Source organism: Methylomonas sp. 2BW1-5-20 (assembly GCF_052474515.1).
Genome location: NZ_CP184127.1, coordinates 1,564,875 through 1,583,928, shown reverse-complemented (window position 1 = coordinate 1,583,928; position 19,054 = coordinate 1,564,875). Strand labels below are relative to the sequence as shown.

At 52.2% G+C, this 19,054-nt stretch carries 21 protein-coding genes; 16 read left to right on the top strand and 5 right to left on the bottom strand.

Going from position 1 to position 19,054, the window contains the following annotated elements:
* Positions 1-19 precede the first annotated feature (19 nt).
* Positions 20-382 (top strand): hypothetical protein, encoded by a 363-nt coding sequence (locus ACH50O_RS07275; protein ID WP_446811355.1) that lies wholly within the window; start codon positions 20-22, stop codon positions 380-382.
* Positions 383-395: 13 nt separating this feature from the next.
* Here ACH50O_RS07275 and ACH50O_RS07270 read toward each other — a convergent pair whose 3' ends face one another.
* On the bottom strand, positions 396-884 hold the full coding sequence (locus ACH50O_RS07270) for a septal ring lytic transglycosylase RlpA family protein (RefSeq protein WP_446811354.1): 489 nt from the start codon (positions 882-884) through the stop codon (positions 396-398).
* A gap of 214 nt (positions 885-1,098) precedes the next feature.
* Between ACH50O_RS07270 and ACH50O_RS07265 the strand changes: the two genes are divergently transcribed.
* Positions 1,099-1,407, top strand: a complete 309-nt coding sequence (locus tag ACH50O_RS07265; protein WP_446811353.1) for a hypothetical protein — start codon at positions 1,099-1,101, stop codon at positions 1,405-1,407.
* A gap of 117 nt (positions 1,408-1,524) precedes the next feature.
* Here ACH50O_RS07265 and ACH50O_RS07260 read toward each other — a convergent pair whose 3' ends face one another.
* Complete coding sequence (locus tag ACH50O_RS07260) at positions 1,525-2,076, bottom strand: PAS domain S-box protein (RefSeq protein WP_446811352.1); 552 nt, start codon at positions 2,074-2,076, stop codon at positions 1,525-1,527.
* A 261-nt stretch (positions 2,077-2,337) separates the two neighbouring features.
* On the opposite strand from ACH50O_RS07260, the gene ACH50O_RS07255 reads away from it, so the two are divergent.
* The 7 genes from ACH50O_RS07255 (at position 2,338) to ACH50O_RS07225 (ending at position 7,392) form a co-directional block, all read left to right on the top strand.
* On the top strand, positions 2,338-2,724 hold the full coding sequence (locus ACH50O_RS07255) for a DUF4398 domain-containing protein (RefSeq protein ID WP_446811351.1): 387 nt from the start codon (positions 2,338-2,340) through the stop codon (positions 2,722-2,724).
* An 18-nt stretch (positions 2,725-2,742) separates the two neighbouring features.
* Entirely contained in the window at positions 2,743-3,627 is an 885-nt protein-coding gene (locus tag ACH50O_RS07250; RefSeq protein ID WP_446811350.1) for an OmpA family protein, read from the top strand.
* Positions 3,628-3,716: 89 nt separating this feature from the next.
* Complete coding sequence (locus ACH50O_RS07245) at positions 3,717-4,130, top strand: carboxypeptidase regulatory-like domain-containing protein (protein WP_446811349.1); 414 nt, start codon at positions 3,717-3,719, stop codon at positions 4,128-4,130.
* 125 nt (positions 4,131-4,255) lie between these two features.
* Positions 4,256-4,543, top strand: coding sequence for a coiled coil domain-containing protein (locus tag ACH50O_RS07240; protein ID WP_446811348.1), 288 nt, complete (start codon positions 4,256-4,258; stop codon positions 4,541-4,543).
* Positions 4,544-4,693: 150 nt separating this feature from the next.
* On the top strand, positions 4,694-6,265 hold the full coding sequence (locus tag ACH50O_RS07235; protein ID WP_446811347.1) for an oleate hydratase: 1,572 nt from the start codon (positions 4,694-4,696) through the stop codon (positions 6,263-6,265).
* 66 nt (positions 6,266-6,331) lie between these two features.
* Entirely contained in the window at positions 6,332-6,904 is a 573-nt protein-coding gene (locus tag ACH50O_RS07230) for a cytochrome b (protein ID WP_446811346.1), read from the top strand.
* Between the two features lie 86 nt (positions 6,905-6,990).
* Positions 6,991-7,392, top strand: a complete 402-nt coding sequence (locus ACH50O_RS07225) for a hypothetical protein (protein WP_446811345.1) — start codon at positions 6,991-6,993, stop codon at positions 7,390-7,392.
* 278 nt (positions 7,393-7,670) lie between these two features.
* On the opposite strand, the gene ACH50O_RS07220 is transcribed toward ACH50O_RS07225, so the two are convergent.
* The 3 genes from ACH50O_RS07220 to ACH50O_RS07210 form a co-directional block, all read right to left on the bottom strand.
* Positions 7,671-8,057 (bottom strand): response regulator, encoded by a 387-nt coding sequence (locus ACH50O_RS07220; RefSeq protein WP_446811344.1) that lies wholly within the window; start codon positions 8,055-8,057, stop codon positions 7,671-7,673.
* A 350-nt stretch (positions 8,058-8,407) separates the two neighbouring features.
* Positions 8,408-8,788 carry a hypothetical protein gene (locus ACH50O_RS07215; RefSeq protein ID WP_446811343.1) on the bottom strand — a complete coding sequence of 127 codons (381 nt, stop codon included), beginning with the start codon at positions 8,786-8,788 and terminating at the stop codon, positions 8,408-8,410.
* Between the two features lie 172 nt (positions 8,789-8,960).
* Positions 8,961-10,928 carry a methyl-accepting chemotaxis protein gene (locus ACH50O_RS07210; protein WP_446811342.1) on the bottom strand — a complete coding sequence of 656 codons (1,968 nt, stop codon included), beginning with the start codon at positions 10,926-10,928 and terminating at the stop codon, positions 8,961-8,963.
* Positions 10,929-11,253: 325 nt separating this feature from the next.
* Between ACH50O_RS07210 and ACH50O_RS07205 the strand changes: the two genes are divergently transcribed.
* From ACH50O_RS07205 to ACH50O_RS07175, 7 genes are all read left to right on the top strand, one after another.
* Positions 11,254-13,614 (top strand): penicillin acylase family protein, encoded by a 2,361-nt coding sequence (locus tag ACH50O_RS07205; RefSeq protein ID WP_446811341.1) that lies wholly within the window; start codon positions 11,254-11,256, stop codon positions 13,612-13,614.
* 331 nt (positions 13,615-13,945) lie between these two features.
* Positions 13,946-14,092, top strand: a complete 147-nt coding sequence (locus ACH50O_RS07200; protein WP_446811340.1) for a hypothetical protein — start codon at positions 13,946-13,948, stop codon at positions 14,090-14,092.
* A gap of 69 nt (positions 14,093-14,161) precedes the next feature.
* Positions 14,162-14,818 (top strand): DUF1614 domain-containing protein, encoded by a 657-nt coding sequence (locus tag ACH50O_RS07195; protein WP_446811339.1) that lies wholly within the window; start codon positions 14,162-14,164, stop codon positions 14,816-14,818.
* Positions 14,819-14,820: 2 nt separating this feature from the next.
* The gene (locus ACH50O_RS07190) at positions 14,821-15,597 is read left to right on the top strand and encodes a M90 family metallopeptidase (protein WP_446811338.1); all 777 of its coding nucleotides are present in this window, start codon (positions 14,821-14,823) and stop codon (positions 15,595-15,597) included.
* 19 nt (positions 15,598-15,616) lie between these two features.
* Positions 15,617-15,952, top strand: coding sequence for a Rap1a/Tai family immunity protein (locus tag ACH50O_RS07185; protein WP_446811337.1), 336 nt, complete (start codon positions 15,617-15,619; stop codon positions 15,950-15,952).
* A gap of 551 nt (positions 15,953-16,503) precedes the next feature.
* Positions 16,504-17,073, top strand: coding sequence for a hypothetical protein (locus ACH50O_RS07180; RefSeq protein WP_446811336.1), 570 nt, complete (start codon positions 16,504-16,506; stop codon positions 17,071-17,073).
* Positions 17,074-17,136: 63 nt separating this feature from the next.
* Positions 17,137-19,053, top strand: a complete 1,917-nt coding sequence (locus ACH50O_RS07175) for an arylsulfatase (RefSeq protein ID WP_446811335.1) — start codon at positions 17,137-17,139, stop codon at positions 19,051-19,053.
* The last annotated feature ends 1 nt before the right edge of the window (position 19,054 follow it).

Here is a 19,054-nt window from a genome sequence, read left to right as displayed (position 1 = left end):
CCGACAGCCGAATTCTTTTATGCCATTTCCGACCGCAACACGAACTAGCGCATTCATTGCCGGCTTATCGCTATCGGCGCCGCTGACCTTGCTTGCCTGCCTTAAAGCCGGCGGTCTCGTCGGCGTTGGCATTGACGATCCGCGAGTGGTAGGTTTTTCCGTGATCTACGCGGTGCTGACCGGGGCGGTGTTCGTGCTTGATGTCAGAACATTTGCGCCTAAACAGCTGAAAACCCGGATGCCATTGGTCTATTTCCCCACCGATAAGGCAGGCGTGGATTTTCTGTTGGCGGTATTCGGCAGAATGCTGGTTTGGCTTTTGGGCATGGTAGCGGGCATCGGTTTACTGGCGCCGCTCTGGTATTTTGTGCAAAAGCGCTAGGCCCAAATACCCGTTACCGGCTTGACGCAAGCTTGGCTTTGCTGCGTTTTACGGGTTTTTTCCTGGCGATCTTGGTCTCGATTTTGACTTGGGCCGTGCCGTCTTGTTTCATATCGAGTTTATTGGCCGCGCCGCTGGAAAGGTCGATGGCTCTATCCTGTTTGGTCGCCGGGCCTCTGTCATTGATGGTCACATCAACTTTTTTGCCGTTATCCAGATTGGTGACGGTGGCTTTGGTGCCCATCGGCAAACTGGGGTGGGCGGCAGTCAGCTTTTTTTGATCGAAGGTTTCGCCGCTGGCGGTTTCCTGGCCGTGGAATCCCGGCCCATACCAGGATGCCTCGCCGACTTCTTTGTGAGTCTCAGTGTTGGCTGCATCGGGTTTAACAGCCGGCTGTTCCGCGTTTTGCTCGGTCGAGCGGTCGGATCTGCAGCCGATAACAAACCCTAAACTAACCGTCGCCGCAATTAACAAAGCAAAATGTCTATGTCTTAAGTTCATGTCGATGCCCCGAGCGATTTCATGATCACGGTGCGCCGAATCTTTGGCAAAGTCTGTACGCTAGCGTACCAATTCGCAACTGCTGCAATGTGGCCTGCCGTACAGACCGGCGCGCGGGAGGCCTTCATACTGATGGCTACAATGATGCCGCCTGATTATGACCCCTGCGGCGTCGAACCGACGCGTTTTCAGTTAAGCCGGCAAAGGAGGGGAGATGAACGCCCAGGAATTGCGTACGGAATCGCGCCGATCGGCGCAGACTCGGCGTGTCGCCGATAGGCGGCAAGTCCCTTATGAATTCGGTTCGGCGGAATGGCTGGAAAACGTCAAAAATGCGTATGTGGCCTGGCCAATATCGGATAGGCGCGATCAAAACCGGCGCGCGGAGGACAGGCGCCTGTCCGATCAACGTATGGCGCAGGCATCCGAACAAGCCCGCTCCGCGCAAAAATATTCCAGGCTGTTGCTTACCCAGGACGAGAGGCGACTGATTGAAAGTCTGTATTCGACCGAAGCTGATTAGCAGTGGAGGGTGTTGTTATATCAAGGCCAGGATGCATGAAGCTCATCAGTCTGTGCCAGTTGGTCATCGTAATGCCATAAACGACTTTTACCAACAGTCTCACACTGGCCCATTGAATCAGTGTTCGCCGATTTCGCTCAGAAACACCAGCAACATAATTTGTTGTTCCGCAAATTCGCGGCGGCGGCAAGCGAGATGGGCATGAAACACCGAGCCGTCGCTGCGTAACATAGCCAGTTCGAACGATAAGCTTTTAGGTTCGGCTGCATCCATCATCTGCCGAAACTGGCGATACCACTGATCGCGGTCCGTGCCGGCGACAAAAGAGGAGAACCGCGATTGATATAACTGCTCGCGAACAATGCCCAGCATAGCCGCGCCAGTCAGATTGATTTCGTCGATTTGGTCCGCGGAGTTGACAACGATATAGCCGGCCGGCGCAAACTCGTATAAATCCTGATAACGGTCTCGCGATTCCGCGATGACGGCATGAGTTCTTTGCAGTTCTTCATTCTGCATTTCCAGTTCGATTTTGTGCACCAGCAGTTCGTGCAGCAACATTTCGGCCGGCTGGGTCTGCATGTCAGCGGGCGATAGGCTAGCTACCAATGCTTCGGCCTTCGTGCGTAAGGATTTACGCCGCTCGATTCCATCCCATTTTTGCTTCATATAGCTGGTTCTCCTGATCGATGTATCGACGTTTGTTACCCGCCACGTCGGGCTTATGTACGCTAACGAACTGTGTTGTATCGCACAAAGGCGTTTAATCGATATCGACGCTTTCCTCAACCAGTTCTCTTCTCATCCTATCACCCGCTTCGGGACGGAGCATGAAAATTTCCAGGGACGCTGAATTCATCCGGCGCAAGAGCATGGATCGGAAAGCCGGGCAGCGATGCTATTCGATGTTTAACTCACAGGACAACAATCATGACAACAATTAAATATCCCGGAACGTCTCGGACGATATACGGCATTGGTTTGGCAACGGCGGTGTTTGTCGCCGGTTGCGCCAGTTTACCGCCGCCTACCGAACAAATGGCGGTTTCCAAGGCGGCGGTGAACAGTGCCAGCAGTGCCGGCGGCAACGAATACGCGCCGATACCCTTGAAAGCCGCCATGCAGAAAATGGATGCTGCGGAGCGGGCGATGACCCAGGAAGATTATCTGCAAGCCCGGCAATTAGCCGAACAAGCTCAGGTCGATGCCCAACTGGCCGCCGCGACGGCGCGTTCCGCCAAGGCTCAGAAAGCCGCGCGCGAATTGCAGGAAAGCAATCGCGTGTTGCGCGAAGAAATCGACCGTAAAGCCCAATAATCCTCAATGGAGTTCATTATGCAAACCTACCGCGTTTTTCCGCTGACGCTGATCGCCGCCGCGATAATATCGGGCTGCAGCGCAGTGCCCAATGCATCGTTAATCGATGCCCACAATACTTACAATAACGCTCGTATCAATTCCGAAGTGGGGACGCTGGCGGAATTGGAAATGAAGCAGGCCGACGATACCTTGAAAAAAGCCGACCGGATATACGCCGAAGACGACGAGGATGAAGCGGTTACCCATCTGGCATATGTCGCCACGCAACAAGTCGGCATTGCACAGGCAACCGCCAAACGCAAAACCGCTGAAACAGCGGTGAATGACGCGGAAGCCAAACGCAATCAAGTGCGTCTCGACGCCAGAACGGCGGAAGCCGACGCTGCGCATCAGAAAGCCGCGCTTAGTCAGCAAACCGTGGATCGGCAAGCGACAGAACTGGTGCGGGCCGGCATCAACAGCGAACGCGACGAAGCCCTGATTGCTCAACAGAACATCTTGATCAACGAATTGAATGCGAAAAAAACCGCGCGCGGTCTGGTGATCACATTGGGCGACGTGTTGTTCCGTACCAATAAGGCCCAATTGCAAGCCGGCGGCCTGCGCAACGTCGATAAGTTGGGCGAATTTCTGATGCAATATCCGGACTACAAGGTATTGGTCGAAGGTTATACCGACAGCCGGGGCAGCGACGAACTGAACCAGGAATTATCCGATCGCCGAGCCTACGCGGTGCGCACAGCCTTGGTCGATGGCGGCGTGAATAGCGACCGGGTCAGAACTCGCGGTTACGGCGAGGAGTATCCGGTGGCCGATAACAATACCGCGGCCAGCCGGCAATTGAATCGGCGGGTGGAAATCATCCTGTCCGATGAAAAAGGCAATATTGTATCGCGCTAGCATGGCGCAAACAGGCGACTTAACCGCCGAATCCTAAAACGGGCGGGGCTTTTGGGCCCCGCTATGCCAGATACCAAGGAGCAAGAACGATGAAACGCATACAACTAATGCATTTTTCGCTGTGGATTCTTTACAGCTGCTCGGCGCTGGCCGACTCATCCATGTTAGAGGAGCGGAGCCAAGGCGACGTGAACTTTATTAGCGGCGGTGTCGGCGGCGAGGAGCGGGCGGCCTTGAAAACCGTCCGTACCGATTACAATCTCGGCTTGTTGTTCTCCATGCAAGGCACCGGCGAATATGTCAGCGATGTGATCGTTGGTGTCAGCAACGCGAAAGGCGAGACGGTGTTGGATACCGTATCGGAAGGGCCGATATTATTCGCCAAGCTCAAGCCCGGCCGTTATCGGGTAAGCGCCGACCACAACGGTCAAGTACTTCGCAAAGCGGTAAAGGTAGACAGTAAACACCGCGCGTCGCTGGCGTTTACCTGGTCCGGACATTGATGTTGGGCAACGCACCGACGCCGCCGACTATTGTCGTTACATTGCCGAAACCGGCTCGCGGGCCTGAAGCGTTTTCTCGTCGAACTCGGCATTGTCGTTTTCCCACCTCTACATAAGTGAAATCCATGAAATCCAAAAACGAATACATCGAAGACCTGTCGACCCAGCTGCGAGAATGGAGTGCTCAGATAGATCAATTAACCGCGGAAACCGAGAAAGCGGCGGCGCTGGCGAAACTGAATTATGGCGAAGACCTGAGCGCCTTACGCGCTAAAAAACAATTGGCCAATCAAAAACTGCAAGAATTGGAAGCAACCAGCTCGGAAGGTTGGGAGTCGCTAAAAGATACGGCCGACAATGTTTGGGACGATCTACGTATCGGGTTGGCGGACGCCGTGGCCAAATTTAAATAAATTCGGCAGCGCCAACACGGCAAGTAGTTTTACCTCGGGCGCCTGATGTTTTTGACTAGTGACGCATAACTACTGGGAATGCGCCTGGATATTCCGAATTGACTCCGAACATCGAGTAACCTAATCCAACTCACGCTCAGGCAAATCAATATGCGCAAAAATTCCAAGGCCTATCTGGTGGGAGGCGGAATCGGCTCATTGGCCGCCGCCGCTTTTATGATCCGGGATGCCGGTCTGTCCGGCGAGAATATAGCCATCCTGGAATCGGCGCCCGCCATGGGCGGCAGTCTGGATGGCGCCGGAGATCCAGTAAACGGCTATTCCATGCGCGGCGGCCGGATGTTAACCACCGATAATTACGAATGTACCTGGGATCTTTTCAAATCCATCCCTTCGCTGCAAATCCCCGGTAAGAGCGTATTCGACGAAACCGTCGAATTTAATGCCGAACATAAAGCCTATTCGATGGCCAGACTGGTGGATAGGCGGCGGGCCAAAGTACCGGTATCGTCCATGGGGTTTTCCATGCGGGATCGCATCGAATTATTGAAACTAAGCGAAGCCGACGAAACGGATTTGGCCGCCAGTTGTATCACCGACTGGCTGTCGCCGGGTTTTTTCGAAACCGAATTCTGGTATATGTGGGCCACCACCTTTGCCTTTCAGCCTTGGCATAGCGCCATCGAATTCAGACGCTATCTGCATCGTTTCGTGCTGGAATTTTCCCGTATCGAGACGCTGGCCGGGGTCAAGCGTACCATTTATAACCAGTACGATTCCTTGGTACTGCCCTTGCAAACCTGGCTGCAAGGGCAGGGCGTGCGTTTTGTTGCCGATTGTCTGGTTACCGATGTCGAACATAAAACCGTCGACGACGAGTTCATCGTCACCGGTCTGCATTGCCACCGTAATGGCGAAACCGAAGTGCTGGACGTAAACGACAATGAGTTGGTGTTTATGCAAAACGGTTCGATGACAGACGCTTCCAGCCTGGGTTCCATGACGACTGCGCCGGCCAAGTTGAATAAAGTGTTTAGCGGCGGCTGGCTGCTGTGGGAGAAACTGGCGCAAGGCCGGCCGCAGTTCGGTAAACCTGAAGTGTTTAATAGCTGCATAGCCCAATCCTGCTGGGAATCGTTTACCGTTACCCTGCGCAATCCGGCGTTTTTCGAACAAATGCTGCAATTTACCGGCAATCAAGCGGGTACCGGCGGCTTAGTCACTTTCAAGGATTCGAATTGGTTACTGTCGATTGTGTTGGCCCATCAACCGCACTTTCCGAAGCAACCGGAGGATGTGCAAGTGTTTTGGGGCTATTCGCTGTTTCCGGACCGGATAGGCGATTTTGTGGCAAAGCCGATGGCCGACTGCAACGGCGCGGAAATCTTGCAGGAACTCTGTGGTCATTTGCGTTTTGATTTGGAGACGTTGACATCGGCTAACTGTATTCCGTGCCGGATGCCTTACATAACCAGCATGTTCATGCCGCGCAGCCGCAAAGATAGACCGTTGCCGGTGCCGCGCGGTTCGAAAAACCTCGGTTTCATCAGCCAATTTGTCGAAATTCCGGAAGATGTGGTGTTTACCGTGGAGTATTCGGTACGGGCGGCGCAGATCGCCGTTTACGAATTATTGGGTATCGATCGCGCCATTCCCCCCGTCACTCCGCACGATCAATCCTTACGCGCCCAGTTCGAGGCGTTGATTAAAGCCTTGAAGTAGATTAGGCTCGCCTTTACCTGTTTTAATAAATTCGGTTCGGTTTTTAGCACCGATAGGAGTGAATAAATGACATGGCTAAATAGTAGCGAACGTTACGGCCGAATTTCCATGGCGCTGCATTGGATGATCGTATTATTGTTTGTCGCGGTTTACGCCAGCATCGAACTGCGCGAATTATTCCCTAAAGGCAGCGATCCGCGCGAGGCCATGAAAACCTGGCATTTCATGCTGGGTTTAAGCGTGTTGGTATTGATTTGGCCGCGCTTGTTGTTCATGTATCACGGGCGGTTTCCGATCATCCAGCCTGAGCCGCCGCGCTGGCAACAACTGCTGGGCAGAACTATGCATATAACGCTTTACGGACTGATGATAGTCATGCCCGTATTGGGATGGCTGTTGCTCAGCGCCAAAGCCAAACCGATAGTCTTTTTCGGTCTGCAATTGCCGGCGCTGATCGGCGAGAGCAAAACCCTGGCGGAATCCATAGCGGAATTTCACGAAACTATAGGCAACTTGGGCTATTTTCTGATCGGTTTGCATAGCGCCGCCGCACTGTTTCATCACTACCGGTTACGCGATAATACCTTGCGGCGCATGTTGCCACAGCGCTTCGACACCAATGGTGATTTAAATAATTAGCGGTATCCGCGTAAGTAAACGGCATTGTGGGTTTAGCTCTCGCAGAAACGAGACAATTAGTCATTAACTTGGCCGCTTCGGTGTTTATGGCTCGCCAATCCGGCTGGTATACCGGCCATGGTCATCGTCGGGCAAGCGATTTACTAACAAATCCCGATGTGCCAAGAAATACGCCATGCTATCGAGCTTCATGCTCCAGCGGTTTTAGTTCGGAACTCGGCGGTTCGAGTTATTTGCTGCAGTGTTCCGGATTCACGCTCGGCCAACCGAGCTTTTTGCGACAAGGTTTTAGCTTAGCGCTCGGGCGGCCGAGCTTTTCGCTAAAACGTTTCAGTTTCAAGCTCGGCGATCTTCGTTATTTGCTTCGAGGTTCGATTCTCGAGCTCGGCTATCCGGGCAATTTTCCGCACCGGCCGAGTTTTGAGCTCGGTTGTCCGAGCTTTTTGCGACAACGTTCAGGCTTAGAACTCGGCGGGCCGAGAAAATAACTCGAAAGTTTGGGTAACGGACCGGATGCTTGCTGTTCGGAACCGGTCGAGCCGGCAGCGGACGTCGAACTTGTTAAACTCATGCCAACCCCGAACGGATTTTTCTATCCGGACTGGAAACAGGGCGTTAATAAATTGGTTTCTACACCGCTGTTTTTGATACGAGATCAATTGAATAAGGCGGGAAGTGGCTGTAAATCGCTGAACATTAAAATCCCTTGTATTAGTTAGCGTTGGCGCGAGCCGGTTTAGCGCGATGACAACCCAACTTATTTAGATCAATTTAGATTTCTACTGATGTTAATTGCCGATTTGATGCGGAGAATCAAATCTCGGGGCGAGAAGGGCTTTGTAATGTAATCATTGACCCCAACTTCAAACGCGCGAATCCGGTCATTTTTTTCCGCACGTGCGGTCAGCAGAATAACGGGCAGCATGCTGTACCGCGGATCGTTTTTTAAACGTCGAGTCATTTCGATACCGCTGATACCCGGCAGCATCCAATCCAGAACCAGCAAATCCACCTCGGTTTTTGTCAACGATTGCTGTGCTTCTTCCGCCGTTGCAGCAGTCGTAACATTCATCCCGGCGTTTTCCAGCGCCATCATCAGCATCTCTCTGATGGATTCCTCGTCGTCTACGACAAGAATATTTAAATTAGGCATAATTTTTCATCGTGAAGTGATTGCTGATAGCCCCCATGTTTGGCTACGCACAATGCAGACTAAATATTGAATTACTTGAGTAGGCGAATTAATGAGTCGGTAAAATTGCGGCGCTGAATGGCATTATCCAAAATACAGCTGTTTGGAATATGTCAAGCATACGACCGATATATGACAGAAATATGACATATCAGGAGCATCTCGGCAAACGGTGGTTTGAACAGCGAATTGAAATGCTCTCGGACCAGCCGGCTACCAAGTTTGTAATAAGCTATTACAGGCAAAGCGCGCGGCTAAGGAAGCCAAAGCAAACTTGGGGGGCAATGCCTGCTTAATGCGCAAACGGATTATTAATCCTTCGTCGAGCTGGGGCGGCCGGTCTGCACTTTTTCCACTTTTTCCATGGTTTGCTTTAGTGCTTCCGCGTCTAGTTGCGTCAGTAAGTACAAGCCGGCCCGGAGTACTTCACTTTTCTTGACGTGCATGCCGGCGGATAAGCAGGCTTTTTTGAGTTCAGAAATTTTTCGATAATCGGATTCAGGAAAGGAAAAGCTGTCTCTAATGACTTTGGTTTTTCCTGACTTTCTTTTTTTTATCGAAGATTTTTCTTCGCCATCGGCCGTTTCAAACGGGGTTTCAGGTTCGGGGTTTAAATTCGATTCAGCAGTAACCGGCTCGTTTATGGTCGATTGGATTACTTCATGCTTTGTCTTTGGCTTCTTGCTATTCATCACTGTTTTCCATCAGGGTATCGGAGCTATCAGTATAAACCGTTTATACTGTTTTGTGAGGAATGAATATTACGCGGTGGGAATATGCTGAATCAAATGCGATTAACTCAAATATTCAAGATCAAAAATTGTTATTAGCCGCTAAGAGGTTCGTATTGTCCGCGCAAGTTTTTCAAGCCACTTTAAATTGGGAAATCAAATGCTGTAATTTAGCATTCACGGTAGAGATAGCGGTGGCACTGAGCTTGTTACTTTGCGCTTCGCTGGAGGTTTGCTTGGCCAGATCGGCAGTGTGCAGGAAACTGCCGGCAATTTGTTCGCTTACTTGGGATTGTTGCTCGGATGCTGTGGCAATGGAATGGCTCTGACTGAAAATATGGCTGATCGATTCCTTGATACCGCTAAAAACTTGATGAACCGTTTCGACCGCTTGGGTTGTATTGCGCACGGCGGCTTGCTGACTCGCCATTAGCGTAACGGTGTTATTCGTTGCCCGATTCAGTTTTTCCACCAGGGACCGAATCTGATCCGCCGAAGACGCTGTCTGCGTGGCGAGTTTTCGGACTTCATCGGCCACAACGGCAAACCCCCGCCCGTGCTCGCCGGCCCGGGCCGCTTCGATTGCGGCGTTTAAAGCCAGTAGGTTAGTCTGCTCGGTAAAGCTTTGAATGACGCCCAACACATTTTCTATGGCCGCCGCATCGTTTTGTAATAAGGTCAGGGCCGCCGCGGTTTCCTCCATCTCCCGTACCAGAAAAATGACATGTTGATGGGTGTTTTGCATTTGTTCCATCCCCTGATCGGTCAAGTTGCGTGCCAAAGTCGTTGCTGTTTTGGATTCGGCGGCATTTTGCGCAACATGCCTGAACGAACTGGACAATTCTTGCATTTGATAGGCGGCTGCTTCGGTTGCCGTTTGCTGATCGGCAATAATGTTCTCCAGACTTTGCGCAACCAGCAGGATATTTTGTCCGTAGTTATCGAGCACCGAAGATTCGTGATTGATGCTTGCAATTAATTCGTTGAAATAATTATGCAGTTTTGTCAGAGAATACGTGAGCGTCTGTATTTCGCTGATTTTGCTTTGCAATACAAAGGCTATCCGTAAATCGCCATTGGCCAATTTATCGATATAGTCGCTGATTTGACTGATGGCGGCGGCTAAATGCCGTTTTAACGCAATCATCATAGTGCTGATAACGATTAGCAACAGGGCGCAGACGCCTATGATGATGTATAGCGTACGTTCATAGAATTGATAATCCTTGGTAACATCCGCTTCCAACACCGTTAACTTCTGCTGTAGTTCCTGCATTTGTCGACCGATTTTGGCCTGACTTTCCAATTTTTGCCGATATAGCCGCTGTGCATTTTCCAGCTCTTTACCATATCGCTGGGTAAGTCCGGCAATTTCGCTAAGAGGTTCAATCGCTATATCTTCGGCTAAAGAGGATTTAATCTCTCCGAGACTGAATTCATCCGAATCGCGCTTTTGCTTGCTCATTACCCCCAATAGCGGCAGCTTTTTCAGCTCTTCCACTTTGACCAGCATGTCTTGCAGCCTGCGACTAATTTGCTCGGGTGATGCCCCTTTGCCCGCGGTAAAATAACTTTGCCTGGCTTTGGACAGGTTAAACAAGCATCCCTGAATTTGCCCCAGGAGTTGCCAATAGTTTTGCTTATCCGTTTGCGGGGCTGAATGCGCTTGGGCAACATAATTTAGTAAGGTCTGTAGATGAACGGATAATTGGTGCTCATTATTTAGCAGCAGGACCTGAGGATCGGCCAACTTACCCGCTGAAGTCAATTCGACGCCGATGGATTGCAGCACGGCATTCAGCAAGGCGATAAACGGGGTTTTCACATCACCGGACAGATCGGCTTTTTTTTGCACATTCTCGATAGCTTGTTGGGCGTTATGTTCTATGTCGTGCAGCAAAGTCGTTTCGCCGCTAGCAAGATAAGCGAAAATCGGCTGACTGATTTGAGTATAGAAAATAGCCTTTTGCTGTCCAAAAAACTCCACCGTGGCGAATGAGTGGCTTAAATGCCTGAGCGACCAGCTTACCGAAATCAAAAAGCCAAGAAGAATGACGATCAACGAGAAGCTGATGAGCTTGGAGATGTGACTGATTTTCATAAATACAGGGAGCGGTAGATAGGCTGCCAATGTAGCCATCCTCTATGACAACTTTGTTACAGGCTAAATAGCCGACAGCCGATTTGTGATGTTTATAGCAATTATCGACTAAGTGGTGTACGCCACTGCCGAATCTACCGGGCGAAAATGTGTTGCAGTGGATTGCATTTTTGCCGCAGGATGCGATCAAAATCATGGTCGAAGATAGCTGGATTACGCTGTCCGGTGTTGCCTGGGAGTAGCGCTATCGAGGCCGACCTTGTAAGGGCGTGCGCTTGAAATAAACGCGCATATTCCGAGTAACAAACAATTTTTGAGTTGACCTATGCCGAAAACACGAACCGTTTTCTTATCCGTCATTTTTTTGCTAATCGCAGTTGCCGGCCTGATGTACTGGACGCTGGCCGCCTCGTTGCCGAAACAGAACGGCGAACTGAAACTGCCCGGTTTGACAGCCGCCGTTAGCGTTCAGAGCGATACCCTGGGCGTGCCGTTCATTGCCGCCAACAGCAGAGAGGATGCCTTTCGTACCCTGGGTTATCTTCATGCGCGCGACCGCTTGTTTCAAATGGAACTGATGCGGCGCAAAAGCGCCGGCCGTCTGGCGGAATTGTTCGGCGCATCGGCACTTAAACTGGATCGCAAGCAACGGACTTATCAGCTGTCCCGAACCGCCGCTACCATCGTCAAGGATTTGCCCGCAGGGCAGCGGCAGGCCCTGCAAGCTTATGTCGAGGGCGTCAACGCCTATATACTGCAAGCCCGTGTGTTGCCACCGGAATTTCTGGTATTGCGGCATAGCCCGGAACCTTGGCGAGCCGAGGACAGTATTTTGGTAGCGTTGGGGATGTTCCAAACCTTGAACGGCCAGGAGCAGGACGAACGTATGGTGAGCGTGATGGAACAAGCCCTGCCGGCCGATTTGTTAACGTTTTTGACGCCCGATACCGATACTTTCGCCACTGTGTTGGTTGGTGGTAATAGTTCGCGGCGTTTCAGCGAAACCATCCCGGTGCAAGCCCTGGCGGCTTTGCCGAATGTTGACGCAGATCTGGCTTACAACCGCGTCGATGCCGAGAATGTGGTTGCCGGTTCCAACAATTGGGTAGTGGCCGGCAGCAAAACGGTGGATGGCCGAGCCATCGTGGCGAACGACATGCATCTGGGTTTGGGCGTTCCCAACGTGTGGTACCGCGCGGATTTGAAGTATGGAGACAGACATATCTACGGCGTTACGCTGCCCGGTCTGCCCGCCGTAGTCGTTGGCGGCAATGACGATGTGGCGTGGGGCTTTACCAACGTCACCGCCGACTTGGTGGATTTGGTCCGGCTGGATATCGATCCCGCTAATCCCCAACATTACCGGACGCCGCAAGGCTGGCGCGACTTCACCGGCCACATAGAAACCATAAAAGTGAAGGGTGCGGCCGATGTCGAAATGAGCTTACAAGACACAATCTGGGGACCGGTTTCCGATCAGCTGTTGCTGGGCCGGCCGGTTGCGGTGAAGTGGGCAGCGCTGGAACCGCACGCGGTAGACCTGGGCTTGCTGGAGATGGATAGTGCACGTAGCACCCAACAGGCCATGATTATCATGAATGCCGCGGGCGGTCCGCCGCAGAATGTGGTGTTCGCCGACCGGCGAGGCCATATCGGTTGGACTTACATGGGGCGTTTTCCGAAACGAGTCGGTTTCGACGGCTTAGCCAGCCGCTCCTGGGCCGATGGCGGTCCGGCGTGGCGGGGTTATATCCCCCCGGAAGAATTGCCGCGCTTATTGGATCCGGCCGAGGGGTTTATTGCCACGGCCAATAATAGGACCTTAGGCAGCGAATACCCTTATGTCATCGCCCACAACTGGGCACTAGGCTATCGTGCATTTCGCATCGCCGAACTATTGCGCGGCCGCCAGGGCTTAACCGAACCGGATTTATTGGCTATTCAACTGGATAGCCGCAGCGGGGCCTTGGATTTTTATCGTCAATTGGCATTGGCCGAGATGGGCGGCTTAAATACCCAGGATACCGAGCTACAAGAAGTGAAACTTGCCTTGCAGGCTTGGGATGGGCAGATGCGGACCAGCAGCGTCGGCGCCGCATTTTTGCAAGAATTTAGAAAACGTTTGGCGGAACAGGTATTTGCCAAGGTCGTGGCCGCTTGCCGCGCGCACGATCCCGATTTCCATTACGCCTGGCGGGAAATGGAAACGCCGCTACGACAGGTGCTTACGCAGCGGCCGGCCGGTATGCTGAGCAGCCGTTATCATGACGACTGGCGGCAGATGATTACCGATACCGTCCGCCAAACTCGCCAGGAGTTGCACAGGCAATATCCGGACACGGATTTGAGGAACCTAAGCTGGGGCCTAACGCACGGCATGACTTTGCAGCATCCCTTCAGCAGAGTAGCGCCTTTTTTAGGCAATGTTTTGGATATGCCGGCTTTTGCCAGCGATGGTTGCGCCAGCGTATGTGTCAGAGTGATGGATAACGGTCACGGTGCCAGCGAAAGGCTGGTGCTTTCGCCGGCCCATCCGGACGATGCAATCTTTCATATGCCAGGAGGACAGTCCGGGCATCCCTTATCGCCGCATTATCGCGATCAACAGCTATTTTGGCAGAATGGAATTGCTAGCCCCTTACAAACAATTATCAAACCTTACACCTTGTCTGTTACACCTGAGTAAGAGGGCGAATTGTAGGATGGAAGATTGTTAAGTTTTCCAGTTCGGGTTCGGCCAATTGCCATCAGGCGTCCAGCTCGAGCCACTCGAGCTGTTGTGGAGTCTTGCCAGGAAAGCGGCTACGGTAACTACGGTAAACGCCTGCATCGGGTAAAAAAGCGATCATGAAAATTTCCGCAAGTTCGCTGAGTACTTATGCCATCATAACTTTTGAAGAATTTCATCCGGCCTCGGCAAGTTTGATTTTAGTGTCGAGATTTAAACGGAAAACGTTCTAGCGTTGCTGGTTAGCGAGGATTTCACTTTCTCGCCCTTTTTTACATGGGAAGCGCCTGTGTCTACCCCGCAGGAAGTGTTACTGGAAAAGATCAAAGCTCCGGAAATTGAATTGATTGCGGAGCTACAAAAACAAGAGGAAGAACTCTTTTACGAAATTCGCAAAAGCATATCCATTTCGATGAAAACCTCTGCTGGCAGATAAATTCAGCCTTTAGACGTGTGGGATTATTAGACCATTTCAAACCTTTCCTCCGCCCTTTAGGAGTACCTCATGCCCGTCGTAACATTGGTAATATTTTTGGTGATGTCGATGCTGCTGGTCGCCATGATCCAGGTACAGTTTTTTGAGATTGCTTTTACCAAGCTTGGATTGACGCCTCATGCCACGCTGATGGTATTGCTAGGTACTTTAGCCGGCAGCGGTATCAATCTACCGATTTTTAAGATGAAGACTCGGGAAACCGGGCATCTGGTGACGTTACCAGGGAGAAAACCGGTATGGGAATTGTTTCAACCGGCGCGTGAAGGCAGCACGGTCATCGCTGTCAATGTCGGCGGCTGTGTAATTCCGGTGGGCTTGTGTCTTTATTTCATCTCATTGCAAATGGTTGATCCCTTTAAATTGGGTATCGCACTCACCGCCGTTACCGCATTAAGCTACCGGCTGAGCCGTCCTGTTCCGGGCGTGGGTTTTGGGATGCCGCTTTTCGTCGCTCCCTTGGTGGCGGCCGTGTTGGCACTGATATTGGACTCGGAACATGCGGCTCATCTGGCCTATATCGCGGGTGTCTTGGGTGTATTGATCGGCGCCGATGTATTGCATCTGAACGACGTCGGCAGCCTGGGCGTTCCGGTCGCGTCGATCGGCGGAGCCGGCACTTTTGACGGTATCTTCATGACCGGCATCATTGCAGTGATTTTGGCCTAAGCTTGAACATTTTTAAACGGGCTCGCATTCGCTATATTCTGCACCGCTATCCGATTCCACATGCACTCTGGTTTGAGTTTGCCGAAACCTTACTGGTACTCCAAGGATTGACGGCAGTCGAAAAAGCCCATCTTAGAGAACTAGCCACCTTGTTTTTGCGTGAAAAAAACCTAATTGGCGCGCAAGGGCTAGCGGTAACCGACCGTATGCGCGTCAGTATTGCCAGTCAAGCCTGTTTGCTCGTCTTGCGACTGGGCCTAAGTTGTTTGTCGGGTTGGTCGGACATTATCGTTTATCCGGATGCGTTTCGAATCAGCCGGGATACCACCGATAGTGCCGGGGTAGTGCATCGGCAGGAAAAGGTCTTGAGCGGCGAATGTTGGTCCCGCGGCCCTATCGTTCTGTCATGGGGCGATATTGAGCAGGATCTTCGGGAATATCATTCCGGTCGAAATGTTGTGATTCATGAGATCGCCCATAAGCTCGACGGGTTGAATGGAAGTACCAACGGCTATCCGCCGCTGCATTATCAGATGTCGGTGCCGCAATGGACAGCCGCGATGAGTGCGGCCTACGAAGACATCCTGCAACGCTTGGAGCATAAGCAGTGCACGATGATCAATTCTTGTGCCGCAAGCAGTCCGGCGGAATTTTTTGCAGTCATCAGCGAATATTTTTTCTGCTCGCCTGAGGTGCTTTATCGGCATTTCGCCGACGTCTATCGGCAATTGCAACTGTATTATCGGCAGGACCCATTCCAGCGTCTGGATTTGAATTAGATCGCTTGAAGGCTAGGTTATGAAAATACTGCTTACCATCGTTTTGCTTTGGGCTTCCCCATCGGCCCATGCCGTTTTCTTTTCCGGTTCCGATCTGTTGCGATGGCTGGAAAACGACATGAACGGCATCGAAACCTACGAAGGCGGCATGGCCAAAGGCTATTTGATGGGGGCATTGGATATGTTGGCCGGCGCTGTGCCGCCAACAGTGTGCTATCCCAAAAATACCGGTATCAGCGCCTACGAGGTGAAATCGGTTGTTTATAGTTACATGCTCAGCCATCCCGATAAAATCAAACTCGCACCCGATAAAGTTGTCTATCATGCGCTGACGGAACATTGGCCTTGCAGATAATTAAGCGCGGGCGATAAAGTAAACAGGCGCACATCAATCGGCAAATCCAGCGCTGTCAAACGGCAATACGGAACTCGCAACTAACCGAGGTGCCATGCTGTATGAAAACAATTGCCAGGAATGCCATACCCAGCAAGTCCATTGGCGAGACAAAACGCTGGTAAGAGATAGCAAGCCGCCTATTCGCCGAAGTGCCCAGTTGGCGCCCCTATGCGCTTAGATCATCTGATTAGATTAATTTGGCAACTATTTTCCCGGCTAACGCGAATTTAAAGCGGCTAATCGAACCGTTCCAGCTCATCCTCATTAATCCCTCTGGCTGCTGAATAAGCAACAGCTTTCCAGCAGAATGCGTTGCGTATTCAACACATAGGTAATCCGCCAACTGCCACAAGGCACGTATTTTCTGCACGTTTCCGTTGGCACGTTAGCTGCAATCTTGGTTTCGAGCCGGCGCGCACAGTTTACAGGCGCCTGCTTGCTTGAATTTGGCCGGCGTTGTTGCTCACGACCAAATTAGGGATGTCATCAAAATTACAACTGAGAACGATATGAACGCAAAAAACGCTTTGAAGCTTTCTACGGCGATACTGGCCTTGGCTATGTCCGCCAATGCATCCGCCGATTTCGTCGGGGCATACGACACGGCTAACTGGACGATCAGCAACCCCGGCGGCGGCGCGGTGGACCTGAGCGCGGCTCCCGGTTCCATTACGCTGACCAGCGGCAATGCCGGTATAGCCGGGGATACGTTGTTTACCATAGCCGCTGTCAACGCCGCAACGGTATCGTTCGATTGGTCTTACGTAACTAACGACTTGTGGGGTGAGTCGGGCACCGATGCGTTCGGCTACGTGCTAAACGGCGCGTTTACCTCGTTGATCGATCCGAACCAGGATTTTACGGTTTCCACCCAATCCGGCAGCACGACATTCAGCGTAAACGCCGGCGACGTGTTCGGTTTTAACGCCAATACCTTTGACGGTCTATACGGTTCATCGGTCACGACGGTGTCAGCTTTTAACGTCGCCGCGGTACCGGTTCCGGGTGCGGTGTGGTTGTTCGGTTCTGTTATGGGCATGTTCGGTGTCGCGTTAGGTAAACGCGGCAGCCGTGGCTGAATCCCGAGCGCTCCAACATACTGCCGTTCATCTATTCATATCATTTAATAACAGGATTTGTTTATGCCTACCGTCAATTCGAACAAACGCAGCGTGCCGAATTTTGCTCGCACGCTGATCTCCGCCGGATTAAGTACCTCCATACTGGGCAGCGCATTTGCCCCGATATCCGTGGAAGCAGTGGTCCAAGGTCCGCTAGCCGCTTCAAAACCCAATATTTTGTATATTGTTGCCGACGATCTGGGTTACTCCGATTTGAGCGCATTCGGCGGCGAAATCCGCACGCCCAACCTGGATCAGCTGGTCAAGACCGGCCGGGTGCTGACCAACTACCATACATCCACCGTGTGCGCGGTGACTCGCTCGATGCTGTATACCGGCACCGATCATCACCTGGTCGGCGAAGGCACCATGGGCGCGCCGAACGACGAACGTCGCGGTCTGCCAGGCTACGAAGGTTACCTGAACAACCGGGCGCTGAGTGTCGCGGAACTGTTGAAAGACGGCGGCTACCATACCTATATCGCCGGCAAATGGCATTTGGGTTCGTTAACGCCAGGCGCGCAAACCGTTAGCCCGGCAATCAATAAAACGCCCGATCAATGGGGTTTCGAACGTTCGTTTACTTTGTTGGGCGGAGCTACCGGTAATCACTTCGGTCACGATCTGGCGACTGCCAGGACTTATACCGAAAATGGTCAATACGTGGGGATTCCGGCGACCGATGCCAACGGCAAACCTTGGTACGACACCAACGCCTACACGCAAAAACTGATTCAGTACATCGACGCAAACATCGGCGACGGTAAACCGTTTGCCGCGTTTGCCACCTACACTTCGCCGCACTGGCCGCTGCAGGTGCCTGAGCCCTGGTTAAGCCAGTATGCCGGATTCTATGACGCAGGCTACGAAGCGGTGCGCAATCGCCGCCTGCTGCGGCAAAAGCAATTGGGTTTACTGCCGAACGACTATACAGTTGCCAGCCAACGCTTGCCGGACGCCACCAGCGCATCGCCGGCCACCGCCAATAACGGTACCGCCAATGCCAGTTACATTAATGCCGATACGGTACAGACCGGCAATCTACAGAATGTCGATCACGGTGCGGGCAAGGTCAATCGCGACTGGAACAGCTTGAGTACGGCGCAGAAAAAAACGCAGGCGCGTTACATGGAAGTCTATGCCGGTATGGTATCCAATCTGGATTACAACGTCGGTCTGTTGATTCAACATCTTAAGGACATCGGTCAATACGACAACACCTTTATCGTGTTTCATTCCGACAACGGCGCCGAAGGCTGGCCGATTTCCGATGCGCAGGATACGACCAACTTCAACAACTTTGCCAATCTCGGTAAAGATCAGGCCTTGTTCCCGGTTGCTAATCGCACCAACATTCAGTACGGGCTGCGTTGGGCGGAAGTCGGGGCCACGCCATTCCGCCTGAGTAAAGGCTTTACCACGGAAGGCGGCACCTCGGTACCGACTATCGTGCATTTGCCGGGTCAAACCCAACAACAGCCAACCTTGCGCGACTTCGCCCATGTACGTGATGTAGTGCCGACGCTGTTGGAACTGGCCGGCATTCCCCAACCCAGCGTACCGTCGGCCAATGTCGGGGTCAACAATCTGCCGTTGGTGTCTTATAACGGTCGAGACGTTTACCCGATTACCGGTAAATCCTTCCTTGGCCAACTGGCCGGCACCAGCAATAGTCCGATTCACAACGACGTAGTGGGTGAAGAGCAATATGGCCGCGCCTATTTGCGGAAAGGTCAATGGAAGGCCTTGTGGGTGGAACCGCCTTACGGTCCGGCCGACGGCCATTGGCAATTGTTCGACATCGGAGCCGATCGCGCCGAAACCAAAGATGTGTCGGCCGCACATCCGGACGTGGTTAACGATCTGTATCTGGAATGGAAAGACTATCTGTACAGCACCGGAGGCGTCAATCCTAAGCGTCCGCTGGGTTATTACTAGG

Excerpts from the sequence above, each read along its gene's own strand:
- ACH50O_RS07215 (WP_446811343.1), bottom strand. The coding sequence starts at position 8,788 with ATGAATAGCAAGAAGCCAAAGACAAAGCATGAAGTAATCCAATCGACC.
- ACH50O_RS07270 (WP_446811354.1), bottom strand. The coding sequence starts at position 884 with ATGAACTTAAGACATAGACATTTTGCTTTGTTAATTGCGGCGACGGTT.
- ACH50O_RS07175 (WP_446811335.1), top strand. The coding sequence starts at position 17,137 with ATGCCTACCGTCAATTCGAACAAACGCAGCGTGCCGAATTTTGCTCGC.
- ACH50O_RS07225 (WP_446811345.1), top strand. The coding sequence starts at position 6,991 with ATGGCTCGCCAATCCGGCTGGTATACCGGCCATGGTCATCGTCGGGCA.
- ACH50O_RS07265 (WP_446811353.1), top strand. The coding sequence starts at position 1,099 with ATGAACGCCCAGGAATTGCGTACGGAATCGCGCCGATCGGCGCAGACT.
- ACH50O_RS07210 (WP_446811342.1), bottom strand. The coding sequence starts at position 10,928 with ATGAAAATCAGTCACATCTCCAAGCTCATCAGCTTCTCGTTGATCGTC.
- ACH50O_RS07255 (WP_446811351.1), top strand. The coding sequence starts at position 2,338 with ATGACAACAATTAAATATCCCGGAACGTCTCGGACGATATACGGCATT.
- ACH50O_RS07220 (WP_446811344.1), bottom strand. The coding sequence starts at position 8,057 with ATGCCTAATTTAAATATTCTTGTCGTAGACGACGAGGAATCCATCAGA.
- ACH50O_RS07250 (WP_446811350.1), top strand. The coding sequence starts at position 2,743 with ATGCAAACCTACCGCGTTTTTCCGCTGACGCTGATCGCCGCCGCGATA.
- ACH50O_RS07245 (WP_446811349.1), top strand. The coding sequence starts at position 3,717 with ATGAAACGCATACAACTAATGCATTTTTCGCTGTGGATTCTTTACAGC.
- ACH50O_RS07205 (WP_446811341.1), top strand. The coding sequence starts at position 11,254 with ATGCCGAAAACACGAACCGTTTTCTTATCCGTCATTTTTTTGCTAATC.
- ACH50O_RS07260 (WP_446811352.1), bottom strand. The coding sequence starts at position 2,076 with ATGAAGCAAAAATGGGATGGAATCGAGCGGCGTAAATCCTTACGCACG.
- ACH50O_RS07235 (WP_446811347.1), top strand. The coding sequence starts at position 4,694 with ATGCGCAAAAATTCCAAGGCCTATCTGGTGGGAGGCGGAATCGGCTCA.
- ACH50O_RS07180 (WP_446811336.1), top strand. The coding sequence starts at position 16,504 with ATGAACGCAAAAAACGCTTTGAAGCTTTCTACGGCGATACTGGCCTTG.
- ACH50O_RS07230 (WP_446811346.1), top strand. The coding sequence starts at position 6,332 with ATGACATGGCTAAATAGTAGCGAACGTTACGGCCGAATTTCCATGGCG.
- ACH50O_RS07240 (WP_446811348.1), top strand. The coding sequence starts at position 4,256 with ATGAAATCCAAAAACGAATACATCGAAGACCTGTCGACCCAGCTGCGA.
- ACH50O_RS07195 (WP_446811339.1), top strand. The coding sequence starts at position 14,162 with ATGCCCGTCGTAACATTGGTAATATTTTTGGTGATGTCGATGCTGCTG.
- ACH50O_RS07185 (WP_446811337.1), top strand. The coding sequence starts at position 15,617 with ATGAAAATACTGCTTACCATCGTTTTGCTTTGGGCTTCCCCATCGGCC.
- ACH50O_RS07275 (WP_446811355.1), top strand. The coding sequence starts at position 20 with ATGCCATTTCCGACCGCAACACGAACTAGCGCATTCATTGCCGGCTTA.